At 64.5% G+C, this 13694-nt stretch carries 10 protein-coding genes; 5 read left to right on the forward strand and 5 right to left on the reverse strand.

Features of this window, described 5'->3' with window-relative positions; all coding sequences use genetic code 11:
- Positions 1 to 149: 149 nt before the first annotated feature.
- Entirely contained in the window at positions 150 to 1607 is a 1458-nt protein-coding gene (locus tag HFRIS_RS11610; RefSeq protein ID WP_006463539.1) for a Ppx/GppA phosphatase family protein, read from the reverse strand.
- Between the two features lie 189 nt (positions 1608 to 1796).
- On the opposite strand from HFRIS_RS11610, the gene HFRIS_RS11615 reads away from it, so the two are divergent.
- On the forward strand, positions 1797 to 2561 hold the full coding sequence (locus HFRIS_RS11615) for an SAM-dependent methyltransferase (protein WP_006463540.1): 765 nt from the start codon (positions 1797 to 1799) through the stop codon (positions 2559 to 2561).
- Positions 2562 to 2651: 90 nt separating this feature from the next.
- Here the strand turns inward: HFRIS_RS11615 and HFRIS_RS11620 are convergent, their stop codons facing one another.
- The 4 genes from HFRIS_RS11620 to HFRIS_RS11635 all read right to left on the reverse strand — a co-directional run bounded on the left by HFRIS_RS11620 (position 2652) and on the right by HFRIS_RS11635 (position 5983).
- Complete coding sequence (locus HFRIS_RS11620; protein WP_006463541.1) at positions 2652 to 3695, reverse strand: S49 family peptidase; 1044 nt, start codon at positions 3693 to 3695, stop codon at positions 2652 to 2654.
- A 47-nt stretch (positions 3696 to 3742) separates the two neighbouring features.
- Entirely contained in the window at positions 3743 to 4141 is a 399-nt protein-coding gene (locus HFRIS_RS11625; RefSeq protein ID WP_006463542.1) for a Rieske (2Fe-2S) protein, read from the reverse strand.
- A complete protein-coding gene (locus HFRIS_RS11630; protein ID WP_006463543.1) occupies positions 4128 to 4787 on the reverse strand; it encodes an HAD-IIIA family hydrolase in 660 nt (219 codons plus the stop codon). The genes HFRIS_RS11625 and HFRIS_RS11630 overlap by 14 nt, the downstream gene beginning before the upstream one ends.
- A gap of 128 nt (positions 4788 to 4915) precedes the next feature.
- Complete coding sequence (locus HFRIS_RS11635) at positions 4916 to 5983, reverse strand: RluA family pseudouridine synthase (RefSeq protein ID WP_039875417.1); 1068 nt, start codon at positions 5981 to 5983, stop codon at positions 4916 to 4918.
- Positions 5984 to 6781: 798 nt separating this feature from the next.
- Here HFRIS_RS11635 and HFRIS_RS11640 point away from each other — a divergent pair.
- From HFRIS_RS11640 to moeA, 4 genes are all read left to right on the forward strand, one after another.
- Positions 6782 to 10036, forward strand: a complete 3255-nt coding sequence (locus HFRIS_RS11640; RefSeq protein ID WP_039875420.1) for an Rne/Rng family ribonuclease — start codon at positions 6782 to 6784, stop codon at positions 10034 to 10036.
- Between the two features lie 397 nt (positions 10037 to 10433).
- Positions 10434 to 11549, forward strand: a complete 1116-nt coding sequence (gene moaA, locus HFRIS_RS11645) for a GTP 3',8-cyclase MoaA (RefSeq protein WP_006463546.1) — start codon at positions 10434 to 10436, stop codon at positions 11547 to 11549.
- A gap of 47 nt (positions 11550 to 11596) precedes the next feature.
- Positions 11597 to 12217 carry a molybdenum cofactor guanylyltransferase MobA gene (mobA, locus tag HFRIS_RS11650; protein ID WP_006463547.1) on the forward strand — a complete coding sequence of 207 codons (621 nt, stop codon included), beginning with the start codon at positions 11597 to 11599 and terminating at the stop codon, positions 12215 to 12217.
- Positions 12214 to 13500: a molybdopterin molybdotransferase MoeA gene (gene moeA / locus HFRIS_RS11655; protein WP_006463548.1), complete on the forward strand. Its 1287-nt coding sequence runs from the start codon at positions 12214 to 12216 to the stop codon at positions 13498 to 13500. The genes mobA and moeA overlap by 4 nt, the downstream gene beginning before the upstream one ends.
- The last annotated feature ends 194 nt before the right edge of the window (positions 13501 to 13694 follow it).

Consider the following 13694-nt stretch of genomic DNA (forward strand, 5'->3'; position numbering starts at 1 on the left):
ATAAGAAGCATTATCATCTTCTAGAAGACATATCGGAAAGCCGTGCTGTGAACGTAGAAACGCCCTTGCCAACTGATGTGGCAAGGGCGTGATGACGTGCTGTGAGTGCAGCGAAAGCGACAAAGACAGCGAAGGCGAACGAAGCGCGCTCAGATCACCTTGACGGCGAAATCGACGCCGATGCCGGCCCACCACTCCTGCTCCTTCTGGAACCAGAAGGAAATGCTGGGATGCTCCTTGATGTAGTCGCGACGGATCTCCAGGTCGATGCGGCTCTTGAGCTTGACCCTTACCTTGTCCAGGTCCAGCGTGATGTGCGCGTGGCGGAACATCACCGCCAGCCGCAGCGCCAGCACCGCCTTGGCGAAATCGACGTCCGCCAGCATCTCGCTGATCTTCTTCAGGTTGCCCTTCTGACCGAGGATCAGGGTACTCATCAAACGCTGCTCGCGGGTGGTAAAGCCCGGCAGGTCGGCATTGGCGATCATGTAGGCCGAATGCTTGTGGTAACCGGTGGGCGACACCACCAGCCCGGTCTCGTGCAGCAAGGCGCTCCAGTAGAGATAGCGGGCGTAGGAGTCGGTGGCCGGCTTCAGCAGATCGAAGAAACCTCGCGCGGTATCGGCCACGCCATGGGCGCGGGCGGCATCGACGTGGAAGCGGCGGGCAAACTCTTCGACCGAACGATCGCGGCGGTCGGCCTTGGTGGCGCGCAGTTGCAGGTCCCACATCACGCCCATGCGCAGGCCGGCTTCCACCGGGGTGATGACCTCGATGCGGAATTCCTGCATGAAGCCGATCAGCACCGCCAGGCCGCCCATGATCACACCGGCACGGTCGGGTTTCATGCCGTCCAGCGCGATCTGGCTGACATGACCGAAGTCGATCAGGCGCTGCATCAGGTCGGCCAGGCTGGGCAGGCTCACGCGGCCATCACCCATGCCGTTGCGACGGATGGTGTCGGCAATGGCGCGCATGGTGCCGGAAGAGCCATAGACATTCACCTCGGCCGGGTCGAAGCTGAACAGGTGTACCGCATCTTCGACATGCGAGCGGGCCGAGATGATGGCGCGTTCGAAGGCCGCCGTGGTGATGGCACCATCGGGGAAGAAGGCCAGGCTTTGATTGACGGTGCCGATGCCGAAGGATTCGACGTGACGGATATGCTCGCCCAGGCCACGGATCACCTCGGTGGAACCGCCGCCGATGTCGATGACCATGCGTTCTTCACCGGCATCGGCCAGCACGCCGGCCACGCCCATGTAGATCAGGCGGCCCTCTTCCTCACCGGAAATGATCTCCACCGGATAACCGATGGCCCGCTCCAGTTCCGGCAGCAGGTCGGCGGCGTTCTTGGCCACGCGCAAGGTATTGGTGGCTACCACCCGCACTGCGGTCAGCGGATAGTCACGCAGGATGGCGCGAAAGCGGGTGAGCGAATCGATGGCGCTCTGACAGGCCTGCTGGGTCAGGTTGCCGCTCTTGTCGATGCCCGCCGCCAGGCGGATGGGGTCGCGCGCGCTCTTGATGACGCGTATGCCGTCGTCCTCGTACTTGCCGATATGCAAGCGAAAACTGTTGGAACCGAGATCTACCGCAGCAAACATGCATGTCCTTTCGCAATCGCACTAGAAGCCAATTGCTAAATAATTTAAACCTCACCTTGTCTCCATCCCGACAAGATAATCGGCGCGCATTACACTTTGATGACAGCCGGCACCCTGTAGAATGGCGGCTCGGCGCTGCCATGCTGCGTCGCACATATTATTTTATACAATTTATCCCATTTCCCTTCCATGCCCGGCATTCTTTACCTGGTTCCCAACACACTGGGCCCCACCGAGCCTCCCGCCGACGCCAGCGTGACGCATCCGCTGGAAAGCATCATCCCGCGCCAGGTGCAGGCGATCGCAGCGCGCCTGGATTATTTCGTCGCCGAGAACGCCAAGACCACGCGCGCCTTCCTGAAACTCCTGGGCAGCAGCCAAGCCCTGGCCAAGCCCATCCAGGAAATCCAGATCGCCGAGCTCAACGTCAACACACCGCCGGCCGCCCTGCCCTCGCTGCTGGCTCCCCTGCTGGAAGGCCGTGATGGTGGCCTGATCTCGGAAGCAGGCGTGCCGGCGGTGGCCGACCCCGGCGCCAACCTGGTCCGGCTGGCGCACCAGCATGGCATCCAGGTGCGCCCGCTGGTGGGCCCCTCTTCCTTGCTGCTGGCGGTCATGGCCAGTGGTCTCAATGGCCAGAGCTTCGCCTTCAACGGCTACCTGCCTACCGATGCCGAGGCGCGCGCCAAGCGCATCCGCCAGCTGGAAGATCGCGCCCGCAAGGAAAAGCAGACCCAGCTGCTGATCGAAACGCCCTATCGCAACACCGCCATGCTGGAGGCGCTGGTGCAATCCTGCCAGCCCGGCACGCTGATCTGCGTGGCCACCGACCTGTCGCTGGCCAGCGAGTCGGTACGCACGCAGACAGCCGCGCAGTGGAAGGCCGCCCTGGCTGCCGGCAAGGCACCGGACTTCCACAAGAAACCGACCGTCTTCCTGCTGCTGGCCGAATAGCGTCGCCCCAACGCGAGAGACGCGGCGCCCCAATGACAAAGGCCGGTTGTGATACACAACCGGCCTTTTTGCATGCTCCGTCCCGAGGCGTCAGCGCAGGGTGGAAAGCGGCGTCGACATCAGCGTCTTGGCAAAGCCCGCACCGAAGGCCACGCCGAATTTCTTGAGCACCCGTTCGGAGAGGTTTTCGGTCTGGGTGTAATCCACCACATCCTCGGCCTTGAGCACGTCGCGGGCCACGCTATCGACCGTGCCATAGCCATCGGCCAGACCCAGCTCGATCGCCTTGGAACCGGTCCATACCAGCCCGGAGAAGGTATCCGGCGTTTCCTTCAGGCGCGCGCCACGACCCTGGCGCACCACCTCGATGAACTGCTGGTGGATCTCCTGCAGCATCGATTGGGCGTATTCACGCTGCTTCGGGCTTTGCGGGCTGAAAGGGTCGAGGAAGCTCTTGTTCTCGCCCGCGGTCAGCAGGCGGCGTTCCACGCCCAGCTTGTCCATCAGACCGGTGAAGCCGAAGCCGTCCATGAGCACGCCCACCGAACCGATCAGGCTGGCCTTGTTGACGTAGATCTTGTCGGCCGCCGCGGCGATGTAATAGCCGCCGGAGGCGCACACTTCCTCCACCACCACGTAGATCGGCTTCTTGGGATAGGCCTTGCGCAGGCGGGTGATCTCGTCGTTGATCATGCCGGCCTGCACCGGGCTGCCACCGGGGCTGTTGATCTTGAGGATCACGCCGACCGAGTCGGAGGCGGCAAAGGCCTTGTCCAGCGCCGGGATCACCACCCCTGCCGAGCCCTGCCCTTCGGAATCGATGGCGCCCTTGATCTCGACCAGGGCGGTATGGGTGCCCAGCGGCTCGCTCTCAGTCTTGTTATAGGTGAAGGCCAGCCAAGCGCCCAGCACAATCACCACCAGGATGGCGATGCGGAAGAAGATGCCCCAGCGGCGCCGGGCGCGCTGTTCCTTGACGGCAAACAGGGCCAGTTTTTCCAGGACGTCGCGCTCCCAGCCGCTCTTCTTGTCCTCGCGCACGCTGGCGGGGATGGAGGGCGATGGTGGCGATGGCGGCGTTTGTGGCGGGACTGGCGGCTTGTCTTGCTGGTTTTCAGATTCGTTGTTGCTCATAGGCTCACTCTAAGCAGCGCAGCAGCCTGCGCCGGTTTCCCCGAAGCTCATGCCTCGACGGGCTTGACGATGTCGTCCGGACGCCAGTAGACCTGGCCGTCGCGTTCCACCGCCATGATCTTACGCAAGTGCGCGCCGGTACAAGGACCGCCCTCGCATTTTCCGGTATCGGGCGCATAAACGGCGCCATGTGTTGCACACATGAGATACAGACCGCTGGATTCGAAGAACTCGCCCTCGGCCCAGTCCAGTTCGATGGGGACATGGGCGCAGCGGTTCAGGTAGCCATAGACCACTCCGCCATAGCGCACCACGAAACCGGTGGTCTCGTCGCCATGCACCTGCACCGGGAAGCGCTTGCCCAGGCCGCCTTCGGCCAGATCGCCGGAGGCGCAGATGAGGATGTCGCCGGAAGCGTTCACGTAGCCGTCCTCAGGCCTGCTCATTGAGCCACTGGTGCAGCTCGCGGATGGAGCGCGCCGAATACAGCGGCGAGAGCGTCTGCAACTGCTGTGGCGGATGCGCGCCGAACTCCACCGCCACGCCCGCGGCACCGGCGTTGATGGCCATCTGCAGGTCGTGGGTGGTGTCGCCGATCATCAGCGTGCGGTGCATGTCCTGGCCCAGCTCGCGGGTCAGCTCCTGCAACATGGCCGGATGCGGCTTGGAGAAGGTCTCGTCGGCGCAGCGGGTGGCGTCGAACATGGACAGCAGGCCGGTGGTGTTCATGGCCCGGTTCAGCCCGACCCGGCTCTTGCCGGTGGCCACTGCCAGGAAATAGCCCTGCTGCGACAGGTCGGTCAGCATTTCGGGCACGCCCTCGAAGAGCGTGAGGTCCTTGTCCTGGCCCAGGTAATGGTGGCGGTAACGCTCCACGATGCGCGGATAGTACTTGGGGTCGACATCGGGAATGGCGGCCTGCATCGCGTCCTGCAGGCCCAGGCCGATCACGTAGGAAGCTGCGCTCTTGTCGGGAATCGGCAGGCCCAGGTCGCGCGCTGCGGCCTGGATGCAGCGCACGATGGTGGACGTGCTGTCCATCAGGGTGCCATCCCAGTCGAAGACGATCAGGTCGAATTGCTTTCTTGCCATGTCTGATGCTCTTTCTGCGGGCATGTCCGCCGCCGGCTTGCCAGCGCGACAAGGCAGCAGCGAAACATGCGATTTTGTTAATGCCGGGCAGAAAGTATCATATCCCGGCCGACTACGTGCACTGTCCTTCAGTCCTCCGCGCCAGCCAGCATGTTGTAGGGCAGGAGATCGCCCTCGGCCCCACCTTCCAGGCTGCGCAGGAATTTTGCGCATTCATCGGGCAGGCCGGCTTTCAGGGTGACGGTCTGGCCGGTTTCCGGATGCAGGAAGCTGATGCGCCAGGCATGCAGGAACATGCGCTTGAAAGCAATACGCTTGCCATCGGCCTTCTGCAGCGCCTTGTTCAAGGGGAAGTCGCCGTACTTGTCGTCGCCGACAATGGGAAAACCGCTGGAAGACAGGTGCACCCGGATCTGATGGGTGCGACCGGTCTTCAGTTCAGCTTCCAGCAGGGCAAATTCACCGAAGCGACGCAAGAGCGAGAACACCGTATGGGACGGCTGGCCATCGGCCTGCACCCGCACCCGGCGCTCACCGTCAGGCGTGCTGTACTTGAACAGCGGCAACTTCACGTGCTGGCGGGCATTCTTCCAGTCGCCCTGGACCAGGGTCAGGTAGCGCTTGTCGGTCTGGCCCTCGCGCATCTGTTCATGCAGGTTCGTCAGCGCCGAACGCTTCTTGGCGATCAGCAGCACGCCCGAGGTGTCGCGGTCCAGCCGGTGCACCAGCTCCAGGAACTTGGCCTGAGGCCGTGCCGCCCGCAACTGCTCGATGACACCGTAGCTCACGCCGGACCCGCCATGCACGGCCACACCGGCCGGCTTGTCGATGACCAGCATGTGGCTGTCTTCCAGCAGGATGCGGAATTCCGCTCCCGGGACTACAGTTTCTTGCTTCTCTGCAACTCGTATTGGCGGCACACGCACGACATCGCCCTCGACCAGACGATAGGTCTGGTCGATACGGCCCTTGTTGACGCGCACCTCGCCCGAACGCAGGACACGATAGATATGGCTCTTGGGAACGCCTTTGCAAACCCGCAGCAGGAAATTGTCAATCCGCTGGCCCGCCTCTTCGTCGGAAATGGTCAGCAACTGCACCTGAGGGACGCTCTGCGAGGCTGTTGCGTTCCGGGAGGCCGGCGCCGCGTCGGCGCTTTCAGAAGCCCCCCTAGAAAATCTCGCTAAGTCCTTCATTTTGAATATATAATCGATTGACGCCGATCAAAAAACGGCGTTAGTAGAATAAAAAAGGAACATTCTACACAAGAGGAGTCTTCGTCAGCCTCGCTCATTTGCAAAATTGACGAAGGGGGCCCCGAAAACCACGACGCGCGGCATCGCAGACGCAATAAAAGCGCTGCAACGGTTGACAATACAGCCGATCATGTCGCTTGCCTGGTCCACGTAAAGGCCTCGAAACGAGTACGCACCTTCCCTTTGCGAGTCCAGTTTGCACCGCAGTTGCAATCGGACAGCGCACTTGGAAGTGGAACAGATTTGTTTGGATCATCAGGATAAAAGTCTGGCAAGACTCGCATCCGGTGACCCGACCCAGGACAGCAGTGCACAGCCCCCCGGCGACCAGCAGCGCAAGCATGGCAGGCTCATCAGCCCGCCCCCTTGCAGCGCATCGCTCGGGCCATGCCGCAATTCGGGCCGGGCCATCGCGAAGCTTGCCGGTTGATGCAGTAGAACCCGATCGCCGTCGCCAACCTCACTATGTTACGTTTGGCTCCACAGACCAGCTTACCGTCCGCAGTTGCCTGCGCGACCGCCTATGGCGGAGCGCGCGGCGCGGATACGGTGCTGCCCGGCGTCCCGGTCCACTGCATCCGCGCCCCCTTGTGCTGGAGCGCCCGCTAAGGCGCACTCACACAATCAAGGCAATTCCCTCCCCAATCACTTCGTTCTCGCGTACATCCCCTGTACTTTTGGCCCGCTACCACATACGGACGGGCCATTTGAAGGATCTTCGGATCCCGGAGTGAAAACATGAAACGTATGTTGTTCAACGCAACGCAGCAGGAAGAACTGCGCGTAGCGATCGTTGACGGTCAGAAGCTGATCGACATCGACATCGAAACCACCGGACGCGAGCAGCGCAAGTCCAACATCTACAAGGGCGTGATCACCCGCATCGAGCCCTCGCTGGAAGCCTGCTTCGTCAACTACGGCGAGGAACGCCACGGCTTCCTGCCCTTCAAGGAAGTGGCCCGGTCCTACTTCAAGGAAGGCATCGACGTCCGCAACGCCAGCATCAAGGAAGCGCTGCGCGAAGGCCAGGAAATCATCGTCCAGGTCGAAAAGGAAGAGCGCGGCAACAAGGGCGCGGCCCTGACCTCCTTCATCTCGCTGGCCGGTCGCTACCTGGTCCTGATGCCCAACAACCCGCGTGGTGGTGGCGTCTCCCGCCGCGTCGAAGGCGAAGACCGCCAGGAACTGCGCGAGACCATGGACAAGCTGGACCTGCCCAACGGCATGTCCGTCATCGCCCGCACCGCCGGCATCGGCCGCAACGTCGATGAACTGCAGTGGGACCTGAACTACCTGATGCAACTGTGGCGCGCCATCGAAGGCGCCGGCCAGTCCGCCTCGGGCGCCTTCCTGATCTACCAGGAATCGTCACTGGTCATCCGCGCCATCCGCGACTACTTCCAGCCCGACATCGGCGAAATCCTGATCGACACCGACGACATCCACGACCAGGCCCAGCAGTTCATGGCCCACGTGATGCCGGACATGGTCCACCGCGTCAAGCGCTACCGCGACGACGTGCCGCTGTTCTCCCGCTTCCAGATCGAACACCAGATCGAGACCGCCTACTCGCGTACGGTCCCGCTGCCGTCCGGCGGCGCCATCGTGATCGACCACACCGAAGCCCTGGTGTCGGTGGACGTGAACTCGGCGCGTGCCACCCGTGGCAGCGACATCGAGACCACCGCCTTCAACACCAACCTCGAAGCGGCTGATGAAGTGGCCCGCCAGTTGCGCCTGCGCGACCTGGGTGGCCTGATCGTAATCGACTTCATCGACATGGAGAACTCCAAGAACCAGCGCGAAGTCGAAGGTCGCCTGAAAGACGCCCTGCACCACGACCGTGCCCGCGTCCAGATGGGCAAGATCTCCCGCTTTGGCCTCATGGAACTGTCGCGCCAGCGCCTGCGTCCGTCGCTGTCCGAAGGCAGCCACGTGACCTGCCCGCGCTGCAACGGCACCGGCCACATCCGCGATACCGAATCCTCCGCCCTGCAGGTGCTGCGCATCATCCAGGAAGAGGCGATGAAGGAAAACTCGGCCGCGATCCATGTGCAGGCGCCGGTGGACGTCGCCGCCTTCCTGTTGAACGAGAAGCGCGGTGAAATCCTGAAGATCGAGACGCGTCATCGCGTCACGGTCATCATGATCCCCAACAAGCACCTGGAAACCCCGCACTACAAGATGGAGCGGATCAAGCACGACGATCCGCGCCTGGACGACGCCCAAGCCAGCTACAACATGGCCGAGCAGGCCGATACCGACATCGGCTACAGCAAGCGCCAGAAGGAAGAAGTGCGTCCGCGCCAGGAAGCCGTGGTCAAGGGCATCACCCCCGACCAGCCGGCCCCCATCGTCGAACGCAAGGCCCCGGAACCGGTGGCTGCCCCCGTACCGCCGCCGACCCTGGCACCGGAATCGGGCCTGCTGGGCAAAATCTTCGCCTTCTTCCGCAAGAAGCCCGTGGCCCCGGTGGAAGCACCGGCCCCGGTCGAAGCCAAGGCCCCTGCCAAGCGTGAAGGCGACCGCAATGGCCGTGGCGGCGACCGCAACGGTCGTGGCCGCAATCGCAATGATCGCAGCGACCGTGGTGATCGTGCCGAACGTGGCGAGCGCAACGCCAATGGCGAACAGCGCAATGCCCGTGGTGCCGCTGCCGTCGAGGTAAAGGCGGGAGAGCTGGCCGATGCCAAGCAGGCGCGTCCGCCGCGTGGCCCGCGCGAGCCCAAGGAAGCGCGTGAACCACGCGAAGGCCGTGAGCCGCGTGAAGGTCGCGAGGGCCGTGAAGTCCAGGTCCGCGAAGGCCAGGAACCCAAGGAAGCCCGTCGCAACGAACCCCGCGAAGCCCGTGAGCCACGCGAACCGCGTGAAGGTCGCGAAGGTCGCGAAGGTCGTGAACCCCGCGAACCGCGTCAACCGCGTGAACCTCGCGCCCCGCGTGGCGACCGCAAGGAAGCCCGCACCGAGGAAGGTCTGCCGCTGGAAGCCGCTCTGGCAGCCGGCGCTGCAACCGCCGGCGTGGCCGTGGCCGCTGGTGCCGTGGCCCTGTCCAATGACGAGCAGGCTGCGCAACTGGATCTGGCGCAAGTTGAAGGTGGCGAAGGCGTCGAAGCCTCGGAAAACGCCGAAGGCGGCACCGAACCGCGCCGTCGTCGTCGTCGTGGCGGTCGCAACCGTCATCGTCGCGAACGTGACGAGAACGGCAACCTGATCGAAAACGCCGATGCCGATGCGGCCGAAGCTGGCGAAGCCGGTGAACGCAGTGAAAACGGCGAAGCCGTGGCTGCCACAGCCCCCGCAGCACCGGTGGAAGTCGCCCAGGCCGCCGTGGCCCAGGCTTCCTTCGCTGCCTCGCCGGTTCCGGCGCAAGCTGCTGAAGCAGCCGACGTGTCCGCGCCTGCCGCCCTCCATACCGAAGCCGTCGCCGTGGAAAGCGGCGTGAACTCGGTGGAAGCCGTGGCTGCCGCCGCTGCCGAAGCGACCGAAGCCGTGTTCTCGCAACAGCAGGCCATCGAACCGCCGGCGCCGTCCATCGACGCCAGCTTCGCCCCGGCACCGAGCTTTGAACCTGCCCCGGCGCCAGTGCTAGCCCCTGTCGCCACCCCGGCGGCATCGGAAGCACCGGTCCAGGTCGAGGTCGTGCAGCAAGCCGCGCCGGCAGCCAGCCTGCCGCAGCAGATCAGCCTGCTGGATGCGGTCGAAGTCAATCCGGCCCCGGCCCCTGCTGCGGTCGCACCTGTCGCCCCTGTGGAAGTGGCTGCCCCTGTTGCTGCTGCACCTGCAGCACATGCCGGCAATGGCGCCCAGCCGGAGTCGCTGCAGCAGATGCTGTCGCAAGCCGGCCTGACGCTGGCCACGACCGATCCGGTCAAGCTGCGTGCAGCACAGGAAGCGGCCGCCGCCTTCGTGCCGGCACCGCGTGTACCGCGCGAGCGCAAGCCGCTGCCGCCGCAGTCCAGCGAACCGCTGGTCCAGGTGGAAACGCGTCGCTGATCGCCAGGGTGCAAGCGCACCAGTGATCACCAGGAAAAAGGGAGCTTCGGCTCCCTTTTTTCTTGTCCGCGCTCTTGCCTGCTCGGCCTGCCTGCACGCCGGCCTGCTGTTTTCGCCAATTTTCCTGGCCAGTCTGTCGCCGCAGCCCGGCAACTATCGCTCTCGCGCCTCTTGTCATCCGCCGCTTGTCCCCTATCTGGTGACAGTTGGCCCGCCCCGGCAGCGATACAGTGCCGGCCGCGCAGCACGACGGTCCAGCTGCGGATATCCCAAGTCCAGATCCGGCGCGGCATTGCGCGCAATACCTGCACTTGCGGCATACTGAATATGCATGAACCGACCGCAACGTCGCAGCGCTAGCCGTGCTATCTTTACACACCCATTTTTGCCAGCCCGTATGAACAAGCGCGTCATTCCCATCCTCGATCACCGGCAAGCCCCGTCGGCCAGTACGGCAGGCGTGATTGCGCCCGTGGCGGTGGTGCCGACCGGCTGGCTGACCGATTCCCTGGGCCGCCCCCTGCACGACCTGCGCATCTCGGTCACCGACCGCTGCAATTTCCGCTGTGTCTATTGCATGCCCAAGGATGTCTTCGACAAGCAATACCAGTTCCTGCCGCACTCCGACCTGCTGACCTTCGAAGAGCTGACCCGCGTGGCCGCCCAGTTCGTGGCGCATGGCGTGCGCAAGATCCGCCTCACCGGCGGCGAACCGCTGCTGCGCAAGAACATCGAGACCCTGATCGCCATGCTGGCCGCCTTGCGCACGCCCGATGGCGAGCCGGTGGATCTCACCCTGACCACCAATGGCACCCTGCTCAAGCAGAAGGCGCAGGCGCTCAAGGCTGCCGGCCTGCGGCGCGTGACGGTCTCGCTGGATTCGCTGGATGACGAGAGCTTCCGCCGCATGAACGATGTCGACTTCCCGGTGGCACGCGTGCTGGAAGGCATTGATGCCGCCCACGCCGCCGGCCTGGGTCCGGTCAAGATCAACATGGTGGTCAAGAAAGGCGTCAACGACGACCAGATCCTGCCGATGGCGCGCCACTTCAAGGGGACGCCGGCCATCCTGCGCTTCATCGAATACATGGACGTGGGCAGTTCGAACGGCTGGCGCATGGACGAGGTACTGCCCTCCAGCGAAGTGGTGCGGCGCATCTCGGCCGAGATGCCGCTCCAGGTGGCCGACCCCAACTACACCGGCGAGACCGCCGAGCGCTGGCGCTATGTCGATGGCGGCGGCGAGATCGGTGTCATCTCCAGCGTGACCCAGGCCTTCTGCCAGGATTGCTCGCGCGCCCGGCTCTCTACCGAGGGCAAGGTCTACACCTGCCTGTTCGCCAGCGAAGGCCACGATCTGCGCAGCCTCCTGCGCAATGGAGCCAGCGACGCCGAGATGGCCGGCGCCATCGCCGCATTGTGGGGCCAACGGGGCGACCGCTATTCCGAATTGCGCAGCGCCATGCAAGCCGCCCCGGCACGCAAGGTCGAGATGTCCTATATCGGCGGCTAGCTATTCAGTTCCGCCTCCCGCCGCCCTGCCCCCAGTCCTCACCCGCCATGGCCTCCTCCACCGCCAACACCCTGAGCGCCAGCCACATCACCGGCCTGGTACTGGCCGGCGGGCGCGGCACGCGCATGGGCGGGGTGGACAAGGGCCTGCAACTGCTGCATGGCAAGCCACTGGTCCAGCACGTGCTGGAGCGGCTGGCGCCGCAGGTCGGCACCCTGGCCGTCAATGCCAACCGCTCGCAACTGCACTACGCCAGCTTCGGCTATCCGGTCTGGAGCGATCTGCAAGCTGGCTTCCCCGGCCCGCTGGCGGGCCTGCAGAGTGGTCTGGCCCACTGCACCACCCCCTGGCTGGCCTGCGCCCCCTGCGATGCACCGCTGATCCCCTATGACCTGGTGGCGCACCTGGCCGATGCCATTGCCGAGGCTGGCGCCGAGGCCGCCATCGCCGTCACCACCGGCGCGCAGGGCCGGCAACGCCATCCGGTCTGCGCCCTGCTCTCCAGGAGCACCCGCGACGCCCTGGACGCCTTCCTGGCCACGGGTGAACGCAAGATGGACCGCTGGTTCGCCACCCTCCATTGCGTGGAAGTGGAATTCCCCGAAGAACACGCCTTCAGCAACATCAACACCGCGCCGGAGTTGCAACGGCTCGAAGAAGAACAATGACCCATCCTTCCCTGAACGACATTGTCAGCTGCATCAGCGGCTATGACCCTCACGCCATGACCGTGGCCCGTGCCCAGGCCGTGATCCAGGACTTCATCACCCCCATCGAGACGGTGGAAAAGCTGGCCATCCGCAGCGCGCTCTCGCGGGTGCTGGCACAGGACATCATCTCCCGCATCGATGTGCCAGCCCATGACAACTCGGCCATGGATGGCTACGCCCTGCGCGGCGAAGACATCGCCGACGGCCAGGCGCAACGCCTGCAGATCGTTGGCGCGGTCCATGCCGGCCAGCGCTTCGAGGGCAGCGTGCAACGCGGCCAGTGCGTGCGCATCATGACCGGCGCCCCCATGCCGGCCGGATGCGACACCGTCATCCCGCAGGAACTGACCACCGACGCCGACGACCAGGGCGTGACCCTGCCGGCCGGGCGCGTACGGCCCGGTGACAACCGCCGCCTGCGCGGTGAAGACCTGATGCAAGGCAGCGTGGCGCTGCCGCGCGGGCGCATCCTGCGGCCCTCCGACATCGGCCTGCTGGCCTCGCTGGGCATCGCCGAGGTTCCGGTGCAGCGCCGCCTGCGCGTGGCCTTCTTCTCCACCGGCGACGAACTGCGCTCGGTGGGTGAGCCGCTGGACGCAGGCTGCGTCTATGACTCCAACCGCTACACCCTGCACGGCATGCTGACCCGCCTGGGTTGCGAGGTGCTGGACATGGGCGTGGTGCCGGACGATCCGGTGGCGCTGGAGGCAGCCTTTCGCAGTGCCTGTGAAGAGGCCGACGCCGTCATCACCTCCGGTGGCGTGTCGGTGGGTGCTGCCGACTACACTAGACAGATCATGGCCAGCCTGGGTGAAATGACGTTCTGGAAGATCGCCATGCGTCCCGGCCGGCCACTGGCCTTTGGCCGTATCAGCTCGCGTGGGCGCGATGCCTACCTGTTCGGCCTGCCCGGCAATCCGGTGGCGGTGACCGTCAGTTTTTCCTTCTTCGTGCGCGATGCCCTGCTGCGGCTGGCTGGTGCCGAGTCCCGGCCCTTGCCACGCCTGCGGGTGACGACCGCCACGCCCATCCGCAAGAAGGCCGGTCGCACCGAATACCAGCGCGGCATCCTGGCACCCGACGCCGATGGCCGCTGGAGCGTGCGCCTGACCGGCATGCAGGGCTCGGGCATCCTGCGCTCGATGTCGGACGCCAACTGCATCCTCGAACTGGAGCATGAGCGCGGCGACGTGGCTGCCGGCGAAGAGGTCTCGGTGGTGCTGTTCGACGGGCTGGTCTGAAGCCGCCCCGGCATGAAAAAAGCGCGGCCAAGGCCGTAATACTGTTCAGTTAAGAAAAAATCGCCGCGCCAGATGACTTTGGCGCGGCGATTTTGCTTGGTTCTCTTCAAGCCATCTGAAACCGTTCGGACTGAGTAGGCCCTTTAGGGCCGTATCGAAGGCGCTGCTCAGCTTGTGGCGCGCCTTCGATACGC

Source organism: Herbaspirillum frisingense GSF30 (assembly GCF_000300975.2).
In the GTDB taxonomy this organism is placed as follows: domain Bacteria; phylum Pseudomonadota; class Gammaproteobacteria; order Burkholderiales; family Burkholderiaceae_D; genus Herbaspirillum; species Herbaspirillum frisingense.

Bases quoted from the DNA above. Each gene is read 5' to 3' on its own strand.
- HFRIS_RS11620 (WP_006463541.1), bottom strand. From the start codon at position 3,695: ATGAGCAACAACGAATCTGAAAACCAGCAAGACAAGCCGCCAGTCCCG.
- HFRIS_RS11610 (WP_006463539.1), bottom strand. From the start codon at position 1,607: ATGTTTGCTGCGGTAGATCTCGGTTCCAACAGTTTTCGCTTGCATATC.
- mobA (WP_006463547.1), top strand. From the start codon at position 11,597: ATGGCCTCCTCCACCGCCAACACCCTGAGCGCCAGCCACATCACCGGC.
- HFRIS_RS11630 (WP_006463543.1), bottom strand. From the start codon at position 4,787: ATGGCAAGAAAGCAATTCGACCTGATCGTCTTCGACTGGGATGGCACC.
- moaA (WP_006463546.1), top strand. From the start codon at position 10,434: ATGAACAAGCGCGTCATTCCCATCCTCGATCACCGGCAAGCCCCGTCG.
- HFRIS_RS11640 (WP_039875420.1), top strand. From the start codon at position 6,782: ATGAAACGTATGTTGTTCAACGCAACGCAGCAGGAAGAACTGCGCGTA.
- HFRIS_RS11625 (WP_006463542.1), bottom strand. From the start codon at position 4,141: ATGAGCAGGCCTGAGGACGGCTACGTGAACGCTTCCGGCGACATCCTC.
- HFRIS_RS11635 (WP_039875417.1), bottom strand. From the start codon at position 5,983: ATGAAGGACTTAGCGAGATTTTCTAGGGGGGCTTCTGAAAGCGCCGAC.
- HFRIS_RS11615 (WP_006463540.1), top strand. From the start codon at position 1,797: ATGCCCGGCATTCTTTACCTGGTTCCCAACACACTGGGCCCCACCGAG.
- moeA (WP_006463548.1), top strand. From the start codon at position 12,214: ATGACCCATCCTTCCCTGAACGACATTGTCAGCTGCATCAGCGGCTAT.